Source organism: Chryseobacterium sp. HNCC26DJ239 (assembly GCF_057180445.1).
Map to the genome: position 1 here is coordinate 165,819 of NZ_JBXUGJ010000001.1, position 20,064 is coordinate 185,882.

The 20,064-nt window shown below is 33.1% G+C and carries 19 protein-coding genes; 8 read left to right on the forward strand and 11 right to left on the reverse strand.

The window, feature by feature from the left end; all coding sequences use genetic code 11:
• Positions 1 to 13 precede the first annotated feature (13 nt).
• The 3 genes from AC2A1D_RS00825 (at position 14) to AC2A1D_RS00835 (ending at position 2,924) form a co-directional block, all read left to right on the forward strand.
• Positions 14 to 802 (forward strand): NUDIX hydrolase, encoded by a 789-nt coding sequence (locus AC2A1D_RS00825; protein ID WP_484041771.1) that lies wholly within the window; start codon positions 14 to 16, stop codon positions 800 to 802.
• 81 nt (positions 803 to 883) lie between these two features.
• Positions 884 to 2,062 carry an acyl-CoA dehydrogenase family protein gene (locus AC2A1D_RS00830; protein WP_484041772.1) on the forward strand — a complete coding sequence of 393 codons (1,179 nt, stop codon included), beginning with the start codon at positions 884 to 886 and terminating at the stop codon, positions 2,060 to 2,062.
• Between the two features lie 163 nt (positions 2,063 to 2,225).
• The gene (locus AC2A1D_RS00835; RefSeq protein ID WP_484041773.1) at positions 2,226 to 2,924 is read left to right on the forward strand and encodes a GLPGLI family protein; all 699 of its coding nucleotides are present in this window, start codon (positions 2,226 to 2,228) and stop codon (positions 2,922 to 2,924) included.
• Between the two features lie 101 nt (positions 2,925 to 3,025).
• Here AC2A1D_RS00835 and AC2A1D_RS00840 read toward each other — a convergent pair whose 3' ends face one another.
• From AC2A1D_RS00840 to rsmG, 4 genes are all read right to left on the reverse strand, one after another.
• Positions 3,026 to 5,725 (reverse strand): PD-(D/E)XK nuclease family protein, encoded by a 2,700-nt coding sequence (locus AC2A1D_RS00840; protein ID WP_484041774.1) that lies wholly within the window; start codon positions 5,723 to 5,725, stop codon positions 3,026 to 3,028.
• Entirely contained in the window at positions 5,722 to 6,261 is a 540-nt protein-coding gene (locus AC2A1D_RS00845) for a DUF922 domain-containing protein (protein ID WP_484041775.1), read from the reverse strand. The genes AC2A1D_RS00840 and AC2A1D_RS00845 overlap by 4 nt, the downstream gene beginning before the upstream one ends.
• Positions 6,261 to 6,668, reverse strand: coding sequence for a hypothetical protein (locus tag AC2A1D_RS00850; protein ID WP_484041776.1), 408 nt, complete (start codon positions 6,666 to 6,668; stop codon positions 6,261 to 6,263). The genes AC2A1D_RS00845 and AC2A1D_RS00850 overlap by 1 nt, the downstream gene beginning before the upstream one ends.
• A gap of 63 nt (positions 6,669 to 6,731) precedes the next feature.
• The gene (rsmG, locus tag AC2A1D_RS00855) at positions 6,732 to 7,367 is read right to left on the reverse strand and encodes a 16S rRNA (guanine(527)-N(7))-methyltransferase RsmG (protein WP_484041777.1); all 636 of its coding nucleotides are present in this window, start codon (positions 7,365 to 7,367) and stop codon (positions 6,732 to 6,734) included.
• A 452-nt stretch (positions 7,368 to 7,819) separates the two neighbouring features.
• Here rsmG and AC2A1D_RS00860 point away from each other — a divergent pair, with 452 nt between their 5' ends.
• The 5 genes from AC2A1D_RS00860 to AC2A1D_RS00880 all read left to right on the forward strand — a co-directional run bounded on the left by AC2A1D_RS00860 (position 7,820) and on the right by AC2A1D_RS00880 (position 14,316).
• Entirely contained in the window at positions 7,820 to 11,272 is a 3,453-nt protein-coding gene (locus AC2A1D_RS00860) for a LamG-like jellyroll fold domain-containing protein (RefSeq protein ID WP_484041778.1), read from the forward strand.
• A gap of 278 nt (positions 11,273 to 11,550) precedes the next feature.
• Positions 11,551 to 12,744, forward strand: a complete 1,194-nt coding sequence (locus AC2A1D_RS00865) for a pyridoxal phosphate-dependent aminotransferase (protein WP_484041779.1) — start codon at positions 11,551 to 11,553, stop codon at positions 12,742 to 12,744.
• Between the two features lie 232 nt (positions 12,745 to 12,976).
• Positions 12,977 to 13,609 carry a peroxiredoxin gene (locus AC2A1D_RS00870; RefSeq protein ID WP_484041780.1) on the forward strand — a complete coding sequence of 211 codons (633 nt, stop codon included), beginning with the start codon at positions 12,977 to 12,979 and terminating at the stop codon, positions 13,607 to 13,609.
• A gap of 153 nt (positions 13,610 to 13,762) precedes the next feature.
• Positions 13,763 to 14,068, forward strand: coding sequence for a thioredoxin family protein (locus tag AC2A1D_RS00875; RefSeq protein WP_484041781.1), 306 nt, complete (start codon positions 13,763 to 13,765; stop codon positions 14,066 to 14,068).
• Positions 14,068 to 14,316: a DUF6952 family protein gene (locus AC2A1D_RS00880; protein WP_100375496.1), complete on the forward strand. Its 249-nt coding sequence runs from the start codon at positions 14,068 to 14,070 to the stop codon at positions 14,314 to 14,316. Before AC2A1D_RS00875 ends, AC2A1D_RS00880 begins: the two co-directional genes overlap by 1 nt.
• Before the next feature lie 73 nt (positions 14,317 to 14,389).
• Here the strand turns inward: AC2A1D_RS00880 and AC2A1D_RS00885 are convergent, their stop codons facing one another.
• The 7 genes from AC2A1D_RS00885 to AC2A1D_RS00915 all read right to left on the reverse strand — a co-directional run bounded on the left by AC2A1D_RS00885 (position 14,390) and on the right by AC2A1D_RS00915 (position 20,051).
• On the reverse strand, positions 14,390 to 14,806 hold the full coding sequence (locus AC2A1D_RS00885) for a nucleoside-diphosphate kinase (RefSeq protein WP_266175093.1): 417 nt from the start codon (positions 14,804 to 14,806) through the stop codon (positions 14,390 to 14,392).
• Positions 14,807 to 15,131: 325 nt separating this feature from the next.
• Complete coding sequence (gene rsgA / locus AC2A1D_RS00890; protein ID WP_484041782.1) at positions 15,132 to 16,058, reverse strand: ribosome small subunit-dependent GTPase A; 927 nt, start codon at positions 16,056 to 16,058, stop codon at positions 15,132 to 15,134.
• A gap of 105 nt (positions 16,059 to 16,163) precedes the next feature.
• Positions 16,164 to 17,243: a chorismate mutase gene (locus AC2A1D_RS00895; protein ID WP_484041783.1), complete on the reverse strand. Its 1,080-nt coding sequence runs from the start codon at positions 17,241 to 17,243 to the stop codon at positions 16,164 to 16,166.
• A 141-nt stretch (positions 17,244 to 17,384) separates the two neighbouring features.
• Positions 17,385 to 17,528, reverse strand: a complete 144-nt coding sequence (locus AC2A1D_RS00900) for a hypothetical protein (protein ID WP_484041784.1) — start codon at positions 17,526 to 17,528, stop codon at positions 17,385 to 17,387.
• A gap of 98 nt (positions 17,529 to 17,626) precedes the next feature.
• Complete coding sequence (locus tag AC2A1D_RS00905) at positions 17,627 to 18,055, reverse strand: hypothetical protein (RefSeq protein WP_484041785.1); 429 nt, start codon at positions 18,053 to 18,055, stop codon at positions 17,627 to 17,629.
• 185 nt (positions 18,056 to 18,240) lie between these two features.
• Positions 18,241 to 19,326 (reverse strand): DNA polymerase III subunit gamma/tau, encoded by a 1,086-nt coding sequence (gene dnaX, locus AC2A1D_RS00910; protein ID WP_484041786.1) that lies wholly within the window; start codon positions 19,324 to 19,326, stop codon positions 18,241 to 18,243.
• An 86-nt stretch (positions 19,327 to 19,412) separates the two neighbouring features.
• A complete protein-coding gene (locus AC2A1D_RS00915; RefSeq protein WP_484041787.1) occupies positions 19,413 to 20,051 on the reverse strand; it encodes a TetR/AcrR family transcriptional regulator in 639 nt (212 codons plus the stop codon).
• Positions 20,052 to 20,064 lie beyond the last annotated feature (13 nt).

Genomic DNA, 20,064 nt, shown 5'->3' on the forward strand with positions numbered 1-20,064 from the left:
TTAATTTTACAGCATGAAAACAGATCATAACAAAAGTATTGAAACGCTAAAAGAACTAATCGACAGCAAAGATTTTATTCCGAATGTGTCGGTAGACTGTACTATTTTTGGTTTTCATAACGGTATTTTGAAAGTTTTACTCCTTAAATACCATGATCTAGATTTGTATTCGCTTCCCGGTGGTTTCGTTTTCTTAGATGAAGATTTAAGACATGCTGCCGCGAGAGTTTTGTATGAAAGAACTCGCCTGAAAGATATTTTCTTAGAACAGTTTCACACTTTTGGAAGACTGAACAGAACCGAAAACAATGTTCACAAAATCCTGATTCAAAATAAAGGATTGGATATTACAGAAGATCACTGGATTTTTCAACGTTTTTTAACGGTAGGATATTGCAGTTTGATTGATTTTTCTTTGGCCAATACATTTCCTGATGCCTTCAACGAAACCTGTGACTGGTTTGAGGTAGATAAACTTCCTCAAATGGCTTTTGATCATGATAGAATTATTAAGTCTGGACTAGAATTTTTAAGAGATAACATCGATACTCAAGTTGCTGCTTCTAACCTTCTTCCGGAGAAATTTACAATGAAAGACCTTCAAAGTTTATACGAGACAATTTTAGGAGAAACCTTTAGAAGAAACAACTTTCAGAGAAAAATTTTAAGCATGAATATGCTTGAAAGACTAGAAAAACTCTACGATGGCTCTGCAAACAAAGCGCCTTACTTGTATAAATTTATTGAGAAATACCACTCAAAATCAAAGCCTTACACATATTTAGATGAAGATTTCAGCTAAATATCTCGTCGCACTAAAGATTACAACACATATTTTTTTGTCGGTCTCTAAAAAATCTTATTTTTAGAAAAACAAAAATTCATGTCATATTATCCTCTTACAAGTATACCAGATTATTTTGGAATAGATTCTTTTTTAACCGAAGAGCACAAACTTATAAGACAATCTGTGAGAGATTGGGTTGAGAGTTTTGTAATGCCAAAAATAGATGAAGCTGCCCAAAACCACACCGATTTGCCTGATTTAATGAAAGAATTAGGAAAAATTGGAGCTTTAGGACCTTATATTCCTGAAGAATATGGAGGTTCTGGTTTAGATCAAATATCTTACGGATTAATTATGCAGGAATTGGAAAGAGGTGATTCGGCGGTGCGTTCTGCAGCGTCTGTTCAAAGTTCTTTGGTGATGTTCCCAATCAATGAATTTGGTTCTGAAGAACAAAAAAGAAAATATTTACCCCAACTTGCTTCTGGTGAAATGATTGGTTCTTTCGGACTTACAGAACCTAATCACGGTTCAGACCCAGGTTCAATGGAGACACATTTTAAAGATATGGGAGATTATTATCTTTTAAATGGTGCTAAAATGTGGATTACCAATGCTCCACTTTGTGATATTGCCGTAGTTTGGGCGAAAAATGAAGAAGGAAAAATTCAAGGTTTAATCGTTGAAAGAAATATGGAAGGCTTCACCACACCAGAAACCCACAACAAATGGAGTTTAAGAGCTTCTAAAACCGGTGAATTGGTTTTCAATAACGTAAAAGTTCCTAAAGAAAATCTATTACCCAATGTTGTTGGCTTGAAAGGTCCATTATCTTGTTTAAACTCTGCTCGATACGGAATTTCTTGGGGTGTGATTGGCGCTGCAATCGACTGTTACTGTACAGCTGTACAATATTCAAAAGAGAGAAAACAATTTGGAAAACCAATTGGCTCTTACCAGCTTCAACAGAAAAAATTGGCAGAATTTTTAACTGAAATTACCAAAGCACAATTGCTTTGTCTGCAATTAGGAAATCTAAAAAACGAGCATAAAGCAAGTCCAGCTCAAATTTCAATGGCGAAAAGAAACAATGTGAAAATGGCCATCGATATTGCAAGAGAATCCAGACAAATTCTTGGCGGAATGGGTATCATGGGAGAATTCCCAATGATGCGCCACGCCGCAAACCTAGAATCTGTAATTACCTACGAAGGAACTCACGATGTACATTTATTGATTACAGGATTGGATATTACTGGTTTTAATGCATTTTAAATGACTAAAAAAATGATACACTATCCGGCTTTTAAATAGTCGGATATTTTTTTTAGTTAAAATGTAATAAACTTTTGCTAAAGTTTTTTAAATAGAATTCTGCAGTTATCTATTTTATTATTTTTGAATTCACACAACAAGGATTTTAAAACAATAAATAATAATGATGACAAAAACTTTCATTTTAACTGCTGTATTACTCTCGCTCACTTTCATAAAATCTCAATCGTTGAAGGTTGAATATGCTGTACAGTTTAAAAACCAGAAACTACCAAATTTTGGTAGTGAAGATTTTCGTAAAAGAGCTGAAAAACAACAAAATGAAAAACAAAAACATATCCTTTCTTATCTAGACGGAAATTCAGTTTATGAATCTTTTCCTGCTCCTCCAATATACGATACCGTAAACAAACCGAAACGAATTTATTTAACTGAAGTTCCTTTAAATACTTTTTCAACGCCAAAAATAAAGGCTATAAAACGTAAAGATAATCCAACATTTTATGCTCTTCAAAATATAAAAGGCGAAGAATTTTATCAATCTGGTATTCCAGATGATAAAATATTAGAAATAATAGATTCAAAAGAAAAAGTCTTAGGATACAACTGTAAAATTGCAACAGTAGAAAACCAAAGTAAAATAAACACAAAAGTTTGGTACACAGAACAAATCAAAATAAAAACAGGTCCTTTTACATATTATAACTTTCCTGGACTTGTCTTAAAAGTTGAAACAGATTATTTATCTATTGAAGCAAAATCTGTAGAAAAAGATGCTAAAAATGTTACAGTAGAAGATATTGATAAGAATCTAAAAGTCTACAATCAGGAAGAATTTAAAGAAAAACTAAGGCAATTGTAAAATTCTTAGATGGAATTTCTTTCGGCGCCGGCGAAGCCGGCGCCGAAAGAAACCAGACGAGGCGGGAGCGAAGCTCCCGCCTCGTCTGGTAACCTCAAAAATCAACTTCCTGTAAAAGTCTTCACATTTTCTGTAAAACCGACTTCAGGATTTAGGATTTCTAAAATAATATTTTTTACCGCAACCATCGCGTCGTCTAGATTTCCTTTATCAAAATTTAAAGAAGCAACGCCTTTTTTAGCTTCGGCAAAACTCCAAATTCCAGTTTCAATCGGGAATCCCCAAAATTCAGGTAAACTTTGCACAACATATTGATAAATACAAAGTTGTAAGGCTTGTTTACGTTCGCTGTTGTGAAAATATTCATCAATATTAGACTCGTCAATTTTCACACTTAAATTTTTGGTTTTTGCTGTCTTGTAATCGATAATTCTTACCGTTCCGTTCAATTGGTCGATTCTATCGATATAGCCATAAAAAGAAATTTTATCTTTCGTTTCTTCATCTAAATAAAAATCTATTTTCTCGAATTTTCTTTCAATATCAATAATTTTCAACTGATTTCCAGTTTTCACCAAATCAAGGTCGAAATTGAGTAAAGAAATAATTACTTTTTTCGCAATGGCTCTATGAATAAAATTCATCCCTTTTTCGTAGAATTCAGGTTGATGTTTTAGCTTATCAATAGCACCATCAACATAAGTATCTACCGCTTTAATTGAATCTTGTAAATCTTTCTCAGTCAAAAACTTACCTTTTAAATTCTCATAAATATCTTGAAGAGAATAATGCACCAAATTTCCATAATTTCTTACAGAAAGTTCTTCTTCAATTTCGTCAGTTTCTGCGGTATTAAGGATTTTAGAAATATAAAAATCTACAGGATTATAAAGATAACTCGTTAAATGTGAAGCCGAAACGCGCTCTTTCCAAAGTTGTAAACGTTCCAAAACCGCTGTTGTCTTTTCGATTTCTACAGGTTCAGTTTTTATCGGTTCGCTGGTGTTTTCAATAATTAAATGTTCAATTTCATGGTTACTTTCCATTTCAATTTGTGTAATGAAACGGCTTTTTTCGCCAGTATTAACACCAGAACTTAACGCATTATATAAGAGATGAACATTTTCTGCATCCTGAATCAGTCGATAAAAATGGTAAGCATAAATACTGTCGTTTTCAAGATAAGTGTGAAGCTCAAAATGACGTCGAATATCAAAAGGAATGTATGTATTTTGTGAATTTCCGAGCGGAAGTTTTCCTTCGTTTACCGAAAGTAAAATCACGTTTTTAAAATTCAGCAAACGTGTTTCTAAAAGCCCCATTACTTGTAAACCTTTCAACGGTTCGCCCTGAAAATCGATACTTTCTGTATTAATGTGTTGATTGATGAGAACCTCCAAAGTTTCCATTTTAATGGCAAAATTGTAGGGAAGAATCTGGTTTTTAATAAGTCTGAAAGCGTTTTCAAAATGCGAAATGTTTTCATATTGAATATCATCAATATCCAACCATTTCAAACCGGCACAAAAATCGATGAGCAAATCGAGATAATCTTGCGCTGATCTTGCTTTTAACAAAAGCTTAAAGTAAGAAAGTTCAGATAAAAGTTCGGCAAAAAGTTTTTGCGAAATGTATACGATGTTTCTTTCTTCAACTTTAGATTTAAAATCGGAGATTACTTTTTCATCGTTTTCGGAAGTAGGAAGTTCTTCCAAAATCGGGTAAATATCTCTGTAATAATACGTTGTTTTTTTCTTTTCTAATTGTTTTTGAAGGTAAAAAAGGTTTTTAATGGCATTTGAAAACGACAGATTTTTCAGAGGAAAACCCATAGTAATATTCAGATATTCAACCGAATGCATTACATCCAAACTTGCGGGTAAAAGATTTTCATCCAGTAAAACTACAGCTGTATCTGAATAAGTTTTGTCGGTATTTTCAGCAAAAATTTCAGGTAAAATTTTAGTCTGACTAATATTTCCCGAAACTTCATATACTTTAAGGTTTTTCTTTTGATTGAAATCGTTCTCAATCCAGTTAAAATCTCGAACATCATTGAACTCTTTCCAAGTGGTATGACTTCTTAAAAATTTCCCAGCTTCTTGCCTTTCATCATCAAAATAATAATGGTCTCCCTGAAAAAAACATTGTGCTTTGTCCCACTGCAAAAGGTTTCTTACTAATTTTTCTTCAACCGGAGTAAAAGCATTAAAGCCACAAAAAACAAATTTCTTATCGATTTCTTTGGCGTATTGCTGTATTTTTTCTTTGGCAATTTCATGAATCATTCCCGAAGTAGCCCAATTTTTTTCCAGCAAAGCAGATTTTAAAACTGGTAAATATTGATTCATGTTTCGCCAAAAATTCAAGAATTTTTTTCTCGGAACATCATCATCACCTAAATCTTGCGCCCATTCTTTAATGCGCTCTTCATCAAACATATATTGTAAAACCGCCGTATCACTTTCAGAAAATTTCAAAATATCGTCCCAATCTTTCTGCAAAGTTGGAAACCATTTTAAAAAATCTGAAAAACTATCCATCGGAACAAAACTTTGCTTTCGGTACACTTCGTAAGCAAAAAGCCACAAAGAAATCCCTTGAATAGGTTGCTGAGCAACAATATCGGTAATGAGCTCTTCAATCGTAAAAAAATCCGGTAAAAAACCGGAATATTTTTTTTCTTCGAGAATTTGCCTGATAAAAACAATTGGTCTTTTTCCCGGCAATACAATACTGAACTGCGAAAGGTCGCTTTCTTGGCTCAGTAATTCTGTGATTATTTTGTTAAGAAATTTCAACTTTCTCGATATTTATTAAGTTTTTGAAGTTCTTCGGAAATCAAATTGTTATAAAAAGCTTGCTTTTCTTTGTCTATGCCATGCTGAGTTTCTTCATCATATTTCTTTTGAAAACTTTTATACTCTGCCAAATTTTGATTGTACAAAGCAGGAAATTTAGTTTGATAATCTAAAGAATTTTTAATGCTTTCAGCGATTTTCTTTCTCAATTTTCTTCCGAAAAGTTCTGCAATATCAAAGTGTTTTTGTTCGTGCAAAAGAACATAATCTGTAACTCTATCTTTTAATTTCCAAGATTTTTGAGTATCAAAATAAACGGAAACATCAATTTTTACAGAAGCTTTCGGATTGGTTGTTGTTTGCGCAGAATAGCCTACTCCACAACTTGCCAAAGCAACTACAGCAGAAGATTTTCCGAGATTCGTATCTCCTTGAAAATCTTTCCAAACCAACTTTCTGCCTTCACTCCAGTTAATTTTTTGTGCAGATAAACCTAAAACCAAAAATGTTGCAATAATCGAAAATTTAAACTTCATTATTGTACAACAATTGTTTTGGTGATGTAATTATTGTCTCCGTTCCAAAATTTGAACGTATAGGTTCCAACTGATTTGGGTGCAAAATTTATTTGATTTCCACCAGAAAAAGTTCCTGTTCCGCAATTGGCATTGGTTTTAAATTTATATGAAGTTACAGTTCTTTCAAAATCTGCAGTATGAACGTAATCGTATCCATAAAAACCTTCACAATTGGCATTATATTGAGAGTATGTTCTAATGCTTTGTACACCAAAAACATCCATTGTATCGTTCACAATCTTCACACTATCAATTTTTACTTTTGCGACAGATTCTATAGTTTCGTAATCGTCATTATCATTACATGATACAAATAAAAAACCAGCAAGCGCCCCTAAAAATCCTAAATTCAATAAAGTTTTCATTGCATTAATATATTTTGTAACTTTTTGTTGTTTTATTAAAATTCAAAGAATAAATGTACGAAATTATGAATTAAAATTACCTTTTGATAGATAAACAACTTTTTTAGTTTCGTAAAATTCTTCTTCAAAATAAGTTTTCAAATTGAAAATTTCACATCTAATTCCTGCTAATTCTTCCGCAAGGTCGCCACCTTTTAAATAAAGAACACCATTATGTTTGGGATTGAACTGCTCTTTTTCAAATTTACCTTTCAACCAACGAAGAAATTCCGGCATTTGAGTAACCGCTCTGCTTACCACAAAGTGGAATTTATCTTTTAATTTTTCTGCTCTTCCGTGTATTGCCGTAACGTTCGTTAAGCCAACTCCTTCAGCAACAGCGTTTACCACCGTAATTTTTTTCCCGATAGAATCAATTAACGTAAACTGCGTTTCAGGAAAAAGAATTGCCAAAGGAATTCCCGGAAAACCTCCTCCGGTTCCGATATCCAAAACTTTCGTTCCAGGTGCAAATTCCATTACTTTCGCTATTCCCAAAGAATGTAAAATGTGTTTTTCGTAAAGAGATTCCATATCTTTTCGAGAAATTACATTTATTTTTTCATTCCATTCATTATACAAACTTTCAAGTTTTGCAAACTGTTCTTTCTGAGTATCAGTAAGATTCGGGAAGTATTTTAACAATAACGCTGTAGACATCTTTTATATTATAATGAGCAAAAATAAACCTTTTGAAGTCTTTTATCAAGTTTAATTTAGATTAATCTTTATCAAAAAAATTAAATTAATAATTAATTTTTGACAATGCACTGTTTGAATTCTATTTTGATGTGATGAGCTTTAAAACAATTCTATTTTTCAATAATAACATTATCTAGAAATACAATTTTATGATATTATAAGATTTTAATTTGATTGTTAAAAAACGCGAAAATAATTTACTCCTAAAAATGTAAAGTGAATACAATTTGATATTTATTTTAAGCAAAAAAGACAAACAATATTTCAACACCGAAAAATGTAACCTCCCGATAATCAAAACCAAAACTACAGATTTAAAACATCTATATCAGCACAAATAAATCACCTTTGCAGAAAAAAAGACAAACGAATCGTTTTTCACTATATTTAGCAACAAATAAATAATAAAAATGAAAAAATTTTCACTTTTACTGTTATTCTTTAACATATTTGTATTAAAAGCTCAATCTATTGGAGATACAATTAAGGTTAAAGCATTTAATTATAACAGTACCACAAGGGATACGGTAATTGCCTTCCCTAACAATCCCAATTTAACTTTCGAAAAAATACTGTTGAAGTACAGCATGCGCTGTAAAGACGGCTTGGTATCCAACTCATCAAATACCAATTTAGGATGCGGCGAGTGGGATTATTCTTGCAATACTTATGTTGTAGACCCTTCCAAAACACATAATGTAAATAACATTACGCCTAGTCATTTCATCACCAATTTTTCAGGGACAAGTTTTCCATACAAAAATACACCCGTTTATAATTATTACAGAGGAAATCAATCAAATGTTCAGATTACCTCCACAAGTAATGAAACCATTGCAAACATTGGCTCTGGAACCAATTCTTTAAATAAAGCATTTAATACTGTAAATTTAGCAGCTAAATCACATTATTTAATTACTGCTTCTGAACTTTCTGCTGCAGGATTAACAGCGGGAGAAATCGACGGTCTAAGTCTAATGATTTTACAAAATGCAGGACAAGCCAAATATTTAAAAATAAAACTAAAACAAACTACAAAGACCGCCTTAAACGGTGCTGTAGATTTAACTGGTTTAACAGAAGTGTATTACCAAAACACTACATTTGTAGCCAATCAACTCAATAGATTTCAGTTTCACACCCCTTTTATGTGGAATGGAACCTCAAATTTATTGGTAGAATTTAGCTTCTCAAATATTGATGCAACTTCTTTGGCTCAAACTACTGTAGAATCAAGTACTACAAGTTTTATTTCGGCACTTAATAGTGTGAATGAAAAGGATCTTTTGTTTGCAAACAATAATTACGTTGAAACCAACAGCTACAAAGGCGTGGGCGGAACCCAAAGCAGAACCATTGAAGCATGGATAAAAACTTCTAATGGTGAAGGTGAAATTTGCAGTTGGGGAAGAGACTTTACAGGCGAAAAGTGGGTATTTAGATTAGCTGCAGGAAGATTAAGAGTTGAAATAAGCGGCGCTGGAGTTGTTGGTAACACGTATGTGAACGACAATCAATGGCACCATATTGCAGTGGTTTTAAACGGAGGTTCATTGTCTAATGTAAGTTTCTATGTTGATGGAGTTTTAGACGGATTATCTGCAACCAGTTCTGCAGCCATTAACACCAATATTTCTCATGCAGATTCTTACAAAGTGAGAATTAGCAAAGGCGTAAACAATCGATACTTAAACGGTTTAGTAGATGATGTTCGTATTTGGAACACCAATTTATCTCAAACCACTATTAGTAATTGGAAGAACTTAAAAATAGACTCTTCTCATCCAAATTATTCTAATCTGCAATTGAACTATCAATTCAATGAAACCGGAACTTCCATTATAGACAGTTCTCCAAACGGAAATAATGCCACTCTTATTGGAAACGAATTCAAAACTTCGATAACAGACGGTTCTTCTCTATTTAAAAATTTCGAAGTCAATAACCAAAGACCAAACTTTAAATTTTACAAAGGAGACTATGTAAATAACATTGTTACAACCTCTGTAGATAGGCCTGTTGCAAAATTACCTACCTATTTAATGGTATCTAGAAGTATTGTATCTCAACAATCATTGGGATTAACAGATCAAATTAACGAAACCGCGCCTCAAGAAATCTGGAGTCTGGACGAAAACATTTACAACGAAACTACAGGAAGTTTAATTACACAAAATACATTAGCTCAAGATGGTGTAATTAATATCGCTAGTTTAAACTACGTCGAAAGAACACCGTATTACAATCAATTAGTTTCATTTGTAACCCCATACGGAATCAATTTAGATTTAGGCATGAAGGGTAAATATTGGTTGATGGACGCCACAGATTATCAAACCATTTTAAAAAATAATAAAAGAATCTTAATGACATTGGGCGGTGAATGGCAAGAAGATATGGATTTAGAATTTTGGTTCATTGTAGGAACACCCCCAAGAAATGTAGTACAATACGACCAAATTTGGCAAGGTACAAACAGTCTTGGTTCAGCTTCCATTGCGCAAATTTTAGCAGATACCAAATTTGAACCGAAATCTATTGCTTTAAATTCTGCAGCAACTGATTTCAAAATGAAATCTTCCATCACAGGACACGGAGCTCAAGGCGAATTTAGCCAAAACGGAGGTCAAATTTATCATAAATTATTGCTAAACAATGTCGAATTGTATAATTGGACCATCACGCAAAGCTGTGGAGACAACCCGATCTACCCACAAGGAGGAACTTGGGCTTACGATCGCCAAGGTTGGTGTCCCGGTGAAGAAACTTTACTGAAAGAGCAGATCTTAACACCGAATGTAACACCCGGAAGCAATGTTACCATAGACTATACAACTTCGAGCCCACCTGTAAGTACGGGAACTTATACTTATCATGTCGCTCACCAGTTGGTTGGTTACGGACCTGCAAATCACACTTTAGACGCTGCAGTTATAGACATTATTACACCAAACAACACTGCACTTTATACAAGAGTGGGAAAAACTTGTGGAAATCCAATCATTAAAATTCAAAATACAGGTTCTACCAACCTTACTTCACTAACGATTAGTTATTGGATGAATGGCAGCACTTCTCCTCAAACGTACAATTGGACAGGGAATTTGGCATTTTTACAAACCGCCGAAGTAGAACTTCCTTCTTCTACAGCACTTTGGTCTGATGTTCTTGGTTCTAATAATAAGTTTTATGTAGAAATTTCCAATCCCAATAACGGAACAGATCAATACATCCATAATAATACTTACAACTCTAAATTTGATTTACCTGAAATTCTTCCTAATACATTCGTTTTAGAAATTAAAACAAATAACTACGCCAACCAGAACAGTTATCAAATTACAGACGTTAACGGCAATATTGTGTATCAAAACAGTTTACCTGCTAACAATACAGTTTACCAACAAACCATCCAAAATACAGGTTGTTTAAAATTAAAAATCTACGATACAGGAAATGACGGTTTGCAGTGGTGGGCAAATACCGCACAAGGAACAGGCTATGCCGTAATTAAATCTACTTCTGGAGCAACCCTTAAAACACTAAATCCTGATTTTGGAAGCTTTTACCAATATGATTTTACAGGTAGTACATTTTTGAGCACAGAAGAGTTAAATTATCTAACGACTTTAAAAGTTTATCCAAACCCGACTGTAGACAATGTTTTCATCAGTTCAAACCAACCATTGGCGAATGCAAAAATTGCTTTAATAAATATGTTAGGGCAAAGATTCAACAGAAACTTAAAGCATGAAAACAAAAACACAGTACAATTAGATGTAAGCGATTTAGCAACGGGTATGTACATCGTGGAAATCATCAACAACGGCATCAAAACAACTAGAAAATTAATGATTAAATAAGTTTTCAACCCAGTAGCAAAATCACAGTAAAATATTTCTTTCAGTTTGCTAGTTTAGAAAATCTATCTTAACAATTATACCCTGCAGAAAGTTTATCGAATTTATTTTCGGTAAACTTTTTTATTACTAAAATTTTGAAATTTATGCCATTAGATTTAATAATTTTTATGTCCAGAAAACATATATTGTTAAACTAAATATAAAATTTTAATATTTTTTATAATTTGTTTTTTCTCACATTCTTTTATTCTATCTTTGTTTAAAAGACAAAAAAATTCATGAATAAACTATCAGAAAGAGTAAACAGATTGGGTTACTCACAGACTTTTGTGATGTCTAACAAAGCAAGAGAAATGAAAGCCAGTGGTATTGATGTGATTAGTTTAACTTTAGGAGAACCCGATTTTGATGTTCCGGATGATATTAAACAAGCTGCTTTCGATGCAATCAACGAAAACTACAGCCACTACTCTCCTGTTCCAGGTTTTCTGGAGCTTCGTGAAGCCATTTCTGCAAAATTAAAAAGAGATAATAACTTAGAATACAAACCTTCTCAAATCTGCGTTTCTAACGGGGCAAAGCAATCAATTATCAATGTTTTGGCTGCGTTATTGAATGACGGAGACGAAGTACTTCTTCCCGCTCCTTATTGGGTAAGCTACGACGAAATGGTAAAAATGATGGGCGGCGTCTCTGTAGTTTTACCAACTTCTTACGTTACAGATTTTAAAGTAACTGCAGAACAACTGGAAGAAGCTATTACAGATAAAACAAAAGCCATTCTTTTCAGTTCGCCCTGCAATCCTTCAGGTGGATATTACACTTATGACGAGCTAAAGTCTATCGCCAAAGTTGTTGCTAAATATCCGCATGTAACAATCATTTCAGACGAAATTTACGAATATATTAATTACGAAACCAAAACTACATCTATTGCGCAGTTTCCAGAGGTTTTTGAGCAAACTGCAGTAATTAACGGAATGTCTAAAGCTTTTGCAATGACAGGTTGGAGAATTGGGTATTCTGCGTGTCCAGAATGGTTGGCAAAAGGCTGTGAGAAAATTCAAGGGCAAATGACGAGTGGCGCAAATACAGTGGCACAAAGAGCTTCGATCACTGCTTTAAAAAATGATCCTTCAAAATATAAATACATGATTGATGCTTTCAAAGAAAGAAGAGATCTTGTATTTGATTTAATTAAAGAAATTCCTGGCTTCAAAGTATTGTTGCCAAAAGCTGCGTTTTATCTGTTCCCAGATGTTTCCCATTATATAGGAAAAACTTTGGATGGAACCGAAATTAAAAACTCAGACGATTTTGCCATGTTCCTATTAGAAAATGCCCACGTTGGATGCGTTGGAGGAGTTTCTTTTGGAAGCCCAGAATGCATCAGATTCTCCTACGCAGCTTCTGAAGCCGAATTGAGAGAAGCTATGAGAAGAATTAAAGTTTTACTTGAAAAGTTTAACTAAGAAAGTAAATAATAGATACAAAGTAAAGTCTGGAAATTTTCCGGACTTTCTTTTTATAGATAAACCCAATCGAACAAAATTTACTTTTAATGAAAATCACGAATTTATAGGCTTCATAATAGATTTTAAACCAAAAACTATTATAGATTTTATTTATTGAAAATCATTTTTATTATAGATAAATCTATATATATTTGCACTCGTAAAGTTTAATTAAAAAAACAAGAAAATTATGTCTTTAGTAGGAAAAAAATTCCCAAATGTAACAATCGACGCAATGTCTGATATGGGTGACGATTTAAGAATTAACGTACTTCAAGAAGCTGTTGAAAACCAACAAAAAGTACTTTTATTCTGGTACCCAAAAGATTTCACTTTCGTTTGCCCAACTGAGCTTCACGCTTTCCAAGAGGCTTTACCAGAGTTTGCAAAAAGAAACACTAAAGTAATTGGTGCTTCTTGCGATACCAACGAAGTACACTTTGCTTGGTTGAACGTTGCAAAAGAAAACGGTGGTATCGAAGGTGTAACTTACCCACTTTTAGCTGATACACACAGACAATTGGCAAACATTTTAGGAATTGTAGATCAGGATTTCGAATACAACGAAGAAGGAGAAGAAGTTTTCACAGGATCTAACGTTACTTACAGAGCAACTTACCTTATCGACGAAACTGGTAAAATCTTTCACGAAGCGGTAAACGATATGCCTTTAGGAAGAAATGTAAAAGAATTTTTAAGACTTATCGATGCTTATACTCACGTACAAAAGCACGGTGAAGTTTGTCCTGCAAACTGGGAAGAAGGTAAAGAAGCAATGAAAGCTGACAGAACTTCTACTGCAGAATATTTAGCTAAAAATTAATATCTTAATTTTAATATAACAATGTAGCAAAATAAAATGTACCAATATAACAATGTAGCAGTTTACCAATATTTTTGAACTGTTAAATTCAATTGTTATATTGATAAATTATTTGATTGCTACATTGTTAAATTTTATTCTAAAATTTAATTTATGTATACAGAATTAACTGAAGATACACTACAAAATATAGTAAACGACAACGAAAAAGTAGTGGTACAATATGGTGCAACTTGGTGCGGAAACTGCAGAATCATGAAGCCAAAATTCAAAAAGCTAGCTTCTGAAAACGAAAACATTCCTTTTCTTTATGTAGATGCAGAAAAATTGCCAGAAAGTAGAAAATTGGCAAAAGTAGACAACTTACCAACTTTTGCTATATTCAAAAATGGAGAATTGATAAACCAAGTACAGTCTAACCAAGCGGAAAGTTTAATTAATCTTTTCAACGAATTATAATGAAGTTACCAATTATAAGACAGTTCTACCAAAACCAAACTCCTGAAAACCTTGAAAAAACACTAGAAGTTTTAGAAAGTTTTTGCGAATTTAGAGGGACGAGCGAAGAAGATTTGAACGTAGCCGGAGAATTGATCACCAATATCTGTGGCGCTCTTGAAGTACATGCAAATGTACAAAATGGCATGAGCGAAAAAGATGCCTTAAACTCTTTTGCACAAAAGGTTTTAGGATCAATAGACAAATAAATTATCGGGAATAAACCGATAAAAAAATCCCGATGAAATAATCATCAGGATTTTTTATGTTATGTATTTTCAATTAGAAAATTTCTCTTCCTGAAAAATGGAATTGAGCCTCAATAAGAGCATTCTCATCAGAATCAGAACCATGTACTGCATTTTCGCCAATGCTTCTTGCAAACATTTTTCTGATTGTTCCTTCAGCAGCTTCAGCTGGGTTTGTAGCTCCGATTAAAGTTCTGAAATCTTCAACAGCATTTTCTTTCTCTAAAACCGCTGCAACGATTGGTCCTGAACTCATAAATTCAACCAACTCACCATAAAATGGTCTTTCAGCGTGTACTTCGTAGAATTTTTTCGCATCTGCTACAGTAAGCTGTGTAAGTTTTAACGCTTTAATTTTGAAACCTCCTTCAGAAATCTTTCCTAAAATTGCACCAATGTGTCCGTCTGCAACTGCATCTGGCTTAATCATGGTGAATGTAATGTTAGACATAAATTGATATTTTAATTATTGTCACAAAAATACGAAAAAAATTGAAAAATCTGTTTTTAAGTTTTTTTTAACATGAAAATAACTTTTATTAAGAAAACGTACCACAATCTTTGGCACAGTAATTGTTTATTATATTCCGATTCTCATGTTTAATTTGAGTTTTCATGGTTATTAGTTTTTACCCAGCTTCGGCTGGGTTTTTTATTTTCAATAAAACAGCATTTTAATTATTAAATCAACAATTTGAAATTGATTTAAAAACGCAGTCCATAAAGATTCAAGTTAAATTAAAGAATATAAATAATCAATTATTGTTGAAAAATAATTATTCCATAGTATTTTCTTCCGCCTCATCCATGAGTTTGATGTAAGTAGAATAACGAGAGTGTTGAATTTCTCCGGTTTCAAGCCCTTCCAACACAGCACATTTTGGCTCATTTACATGAAGACAGTTATGAAATTTGCACTCCTCTCTCTTTTTAAATATTTCTGGAAAATAATGCTGAACTTCTTCTTTTTCGATATCAATCATTGCAAATTCACGAACTCCGGGTGTGTCGATCACATTTCCCCCAAAATGCCAAAAATACATTTGCGCAAAAGTTGTCGTATGTTTTCCTTTTAAATGAGTGTCTGAGATTTCCGAAGTACGAAGATTCAAATCTGGCTGCAAAGCATTTACCAAGGTAGATTTACCACAACCGGAATGCCCGAAAAACACAGACGTTTTATCTTTTAAAATCTCTTGGAGGTCGTCCAGATTTAATTTTGAATAAGAAGAAATTTCTAATGTTTGATACCCAATTTCGTTGTACAAAAACTCAATATCTTTCACCAATTCAATTTCATCTTCATTCAAAACATCCATTTTATTGAAGAGAATAAGCGGTGTAATGTTATAGGCTTCGCAACAAGCCAGGAAACGATCTAAGAAACCAAGAGAAGTTTCTGGGTGTTTTAATGTAAAAATAAAACAAGCAATATCAATATTTGAAGCGATAATATGTGCCTCTTTTGACAAATTGACAGATTTTCTGATCAAATAATTCGTTCGTGGTTCAATTTTCGTAATCCACGCAATATCATCTTGCTCGAGCTGAAATTCTACAAAATCGCCTACAGCCAAAGGATTGGTAAGCCTCGTTTTTATAAGCTTAAACTTTCCTCTAATTCTTGCTTCGAAGATTTGTTGCGTTTCTAGTTCTAAAACTTGATACCAACTTCCTGTAGATTTAATGATTTTTCCTTTCATTTCTTTTACTGGATGCAAATATAAATAAAAAGGCCTGAAAAGGCAGTCAAACGAAATGTTTTTCTACTTTTTCAAGCCTTTTTGCTTCAATTTTAAAACTAAAACTTACTGATTAATCATAATGTTGTTTTGAACTTCAATAGATTCTTCATGAATAGATTTAAAAATTTTCTCGATAAATTCTTGAGACATGCCTGTTTCTCTAGCTTTTTGAGTAGCATATTCTGTAATTTCTTTCCATCTTTCAGGCTGAAAAATAGCAATGTCATTTTCTTTTTTCAATTTTCCTATTTTCTCTGAAATCTTCATTCTCTGTGAAAGCAATTCTATAATTTGGAAATCGATGTCCGAAATTAACGTTCTATGTCTTCCCATTTCACCTGCAAAACTCGCCAAATCTGAATTTCTAACTTTTAAATTTGAAATTAAATCTGCCAAAACTTCCGGTGTAATTTGCTGTGCCGCGTCACTCCAAGCTTCATCCGGATTGCTATGAGTTTCTATAATAGCTCCTTGATAACCAACATTTAACGCTTCTTGGGTAATATCTGCCAAACCTGTACGATTTCCGCAAATATGAGAAGGATCAATCAACATCGGAATATTGGGAAACTGACTTTTGAAATCCAAAGCAATCTGCCAATTTGGATTATTTCTGTACTTCGTTTTCTGGTAAGTAGAAAATCCTCTGTGAATAACGCCAAGATTTTTAATATCTTGTCCTAAAAGTCTTTCCAAAGCACCAATCCATAAAGCAAGATCCGGATTTACCGGGTTTTTTACCAAAACAGTTTTGTTGGTTCCTTTCAAAGCTGTCGCAATTTCCTGAACTGTAAAAGGATTCACCGTAGAACGAGCTCCAATCCACAAAATATCTATATCTGCTTCCAAAGCTGCAAAAACGTGGTGCGCATTGGCAACCTCAGTCGCAGTTTTAAACCCGTATTCTTCTTTTACTTTTTTCAACCAGTTAAGACCAATCACTCCTACTCCTTCAAAACCGTTTGGTTTTGTTCTTGGCTTCCAAATTCCTGCGCGAAAAACCGGAACATTAATGTTTGTTTCACGAATTCTCCTTGCCGTTTCCAACATCTGAGCCTCACTTTCAGCACTACATGGTCCTGCAATCATCAATGGTTGCGAGAGATCTTCGATCCAGTTACTGTTTACATCTTTTAAAGTCATATTTCTATTTTTTTATTTTAAATACAGGGTAAATTCAAATTATAAAAAGGTTTATAATTCTTTTCAAAAAGCCGTTAAATAATTTTAATGGAAACAGAAATCTCACGAAAGCGTTTCTGTTTTTTAGAAAAGAAATTTTAATTAGCTATACCAATAAAATCGGTAATATCCAGTAAAATTTCTATAATAATTAGCAAACAAACCAAAATAACCACCGAAAGTTTCAGCAGTTTGATACCCGAAAAAAGGGTTTGAAAACAGAGATGTAAGAGAAATCTTATTCATTTAAATTTCGTTATAACACCTGTTAATCAATTGGTTATGATTAAATATGCGTTGATTTTTATTTTCAAGAATGAAAATAACGAGACAAATATATAAAATTATGTCAAATCAAACTTCATTAAATCATCTAAATCTTTCAAAAGAGGATTTTTTTCAGCAAATTTTTCGTAGATTTTTCTTTTGGTAAGAACTTCAATTTTAAGATTTTCGAAGTCTCTTTTGTATTCAATTTCAATAGAATAATTATGAACTTTTCTTTTAAAATGATTAAAAAACTCTCCACTAATTCTATCAAACTCGGTTTTGGCAGAATCTGATGGATATAAAACCTGAATGATGTTTTCGCCTTTTTTCTCCAATTTAAAACCTTTTACGGCATTAAAAACGAAAACATTTTTAGTTTGCAATTGTTTCAGTAAAAGGTTCCACTCTGCTTGAAGATCAGTTTCTGTAAAATGGTTTTTGGGTAAATCTTCTGTTTTTGTTACTAAAACTTCCTCTTTTTCAACAGGCTCTGTCTTATTCATAAAAGATGAAATACTCAGTCCGCCCGAAGAACTTGGTCTAGATAACGGTTTTGCAACTTTTTTTACAGGGACAGCCTCTTCAGAAGTCGTTTTTACTTCCGTAGTTTCAACTCGTATAGGTTCTGCTTTTTTCTCTTGGCTAGGTAATTTTATTTCTTGTTTTACTTCAAGAAACGGAGCCAGTATTAAGAACTTTTTTTTTTTAAAACATCTACACCGCCTGTTAGAGAAGATAATTGCATAAGAGCAATTTCTACTGTTAATCTTGGGTTTTTAGAGTTTTTATAATTAATATCTGCATGATTACAGATTTCAATACCATCAATCAAAAGTTGCGGACTCCAGCTTTTTGCTTGTTCGGCAAATTTAGCTTTTGTTTGATCTCCTACTTCAATTAATTCAATTGTAGAAGCACTTTGAGCCATCATTAAATCTCTAAAATGATTCCCGAGACCGGCGATAAAAGTATGAGGATCAAAACCTTTTTTTACAATTTCATTGAAAGCAAAAAGAACTTCTGGTATTTTATTTTCTTTCGCTAAATCTACAATATTTAAATACTGATCGTAATCTAAAATATTAAGAACTTCCGCTGCTTTTGCTAAGGTGATATTTTTATGCGAAAATGTCGATAGTCTATCAAAAATTGAAAGTGCATCTCTTAAAGCACCATCTGCTTTTTGTGCAATTAGATAAAGTGCATCGTCTTCGTACTGAATAGATTCTTTCTCTGCAATTTTTCTTAAATGCTCCTGAATATCCAAAATTGTGATTCTTTTGAAATCATAAATCTGACACCTGGAAAGAATGGTCGGAATAATTTTATGCTTTTCTGTCGTCGCAAGAATGAAAATGGCGTGAGCAGGTGGTTCTTCTAATGTTTTAAGAAAAGCATTAAAAGCTGCAGAAGACAACATGTGCACCTCGTCTATAATATACACCTTATACTTCCCTACTTGTGGCGCATATCTTACCTGATCGATTAATTCACGAATATCATCAACAGAGTTGTTTGAAGCGGCATCGAGCTCATAAATATTATAAGCAAAACCATCTTCTGAAACAGAACCGTCTTTTTCGTTGATTTTTCTTGCAAGAATTCTGGCACATGTAGTTTTCCCAACACCTCTTGGCCCACAGAACAATAAAGCTTGTGCAAGCTGATTTTCTTCGATTGCATGTTCTAAAGTATCTGTAATGTGCGACTGCCCAACTACAGTGTCAAACTGCTGCGGACGGTATTTTCTTGCAGATACTATAAAATTTTCCATTGCCCAAAAGTAAGAATAATTGTTTTAATCTGAAAATATAAAACTTCAGAGTTATCAACAAAAAAAGTAAATCTTCATACGAAGATTTACTTTTTGTTTTCTTTTTTATTATAGGCAAAGTCTACCATTTCCTCAATAGCAGCTTCTATTTCTTTTCTACCTGCTTCTGTTTTTAGATCAATACCACAGAATGTAGTTCCGTTATAACCTGTGTAAAGGTTTAGGTGATAAATCCCAGCAATCATTAAAGCAGTAATTGCACGATATCTCGTTGCATCTTCTCCAAAGTGAGGATCTGTAATGTTTTTGAATAGCTCTTCGCCAATAATTTCGCGCTCATCCATCACTTTTTTAAGCACCGATCTACTTTCTGAAAGCTCCCAAATTAAGATTTTTTGAAGTTCCTTATTTTTCTTAAGGTTTTCAAATTGGTTAATCATTGCGTTTTTAGACAACTGTCTTCCGCCATCAGAAAGATCCAAATCTGTTTCACCGTTAAAATTACTCCAGTAATCTTGCGATCTGATGTACTCATCAATCAGCTTATCTGTACTCCCAAAATATTCATAGATAAGTTTCTTATCGTATCCTGCAACTGCAGCGATTTTACTTACCATAAGACCTGAATATCCTTTCGTTTTCAAAATTTCACCAACTGCACCAAGCAGTTTTTGTTTAGTTTTTTGTTTGTCTCTAATAGGACCTTGTACTACTTTTCTAGGCATTTTGTTTATTATT

Coding starts and splice junctions, on each gene's coding strand:
- AC2A1D_RS00845 (WP_484041775.1), bottom strand. CDS start 6,261: ATGAAGTTTAAATTTTCGATTATTGCAACATTTTTGGTTTTAGGTTTA.
- AC2A1D_RS00860 (WP_484041778.1), top strand. CDS start 7,820: ATGAAAAAATTTTCACTTTTACTGTTATTCTTTAACATATTTGTATTA.
- AC2A1D_RS00915 (WP_484041787.1), bottom strand. CDS start 20,051: ATGCCTAGAAAAGTAGTACAAGGTCCTATTAGAGACAAACAAAAAACT.
- AC2A1D_RS00865 (WP_484041779.1), top strand. CDS start 11,551: ATGAATAAACTATCAGAAAGAGTAAACAGATTGGGTTACTCACAGACT.
- AC2A1D_RS00850 (WP_484041776.1), bottom strand. CDS start 6,668: ATGAAAACTTTATTGAATTTAGGATTTTTAGGGGCGCTTGCTGGTTTT.
- AC2A1D_RS00835 (WP_484041773.1), top strand. CDS start 2,226: ATGATGACAAAAACTTTCATTTTAACTGCTGTATTACTCTCGCTCACT.
- AC2A1D_RS00885 (WP_266175093.1), bottom strand. CDS start 14,806: ATGTCTAACATTACATTCACCATGATTAAGCCAGATGCAGTTGCAGAC.
- rsgA (WP_484041782.1), bottom strand. CDS start 16,058: ATGAAAGGAAAAATCATTAAATCTACAGGAAGTTGGTATCAAGTTTTA.
- AC2A1D_RS00830 (WP_484041772.1), top strand. CDS start 884: ATGTCATATTATCCTCTTACAAGTATACCAGATTATTTTGGAATAGAT.
- AC2A1D_RS00870 (WP_484041780.1), top strand. CDS start 12,977: ATGTCTTTAGTAGGAAAAAAATTCCCAAATGTAACAATCGACGCAATG.
- dnaX (WP_484041786.1), bottom strand. CDS start 19,326: ATGGAAAATTTTATAGTATCTGCAAGAAAATACCGTCCGCAGCAGTTT.
- AC2A1D_RS00875 (WP_484041781.1), top strand. CDS start 13,763: ATGTATACAGAATTAACTGAAGATACACTACAAAATATAGTAAACGAC.
- AC2A1D_RS00900 (WP_484041784.1), bottom strand. CDS start 17,528: ATGAATAAGATTTCTCTTACATCTCTGTTTTCAAACCCTTTTTTCGGG.
- rsmG (WP_484041777.1), bottom strand. CDS start 7,367: ATGTCTACAGCGTTATTGTTAAAATACTTCCCGAATCTTACTGATACT.
- AC2A1D_RS00895 (WP_484041783.1), bottom strand. CDS start 17,243: ATGACTTTAAAAGATGTAAACAGTAACTGGATCGAAGATCTCTCGCAA.
- AC2A1D_RS00825 (WP_484041771.1), top strand. CDS start 14: ATGAAAACAGATCATAACAAAAGTATTGAAACGCTAAAAGAACTAATC.
- AC2A1D_RS00905 (WP_484041785.1), bottom strand. CDS start 18,055: ATGAATAAGACAGAGCCTGTTGAAAAAGAGGAAGTTTTAGTAACAAAA.
- AC2A1D_RS00880 (WP_100375496.1), top strand. CDS start 14,068: ATGAAGTTACCAATTATAAGACAGTTCTACCAAAACCAAACTCCTGAA.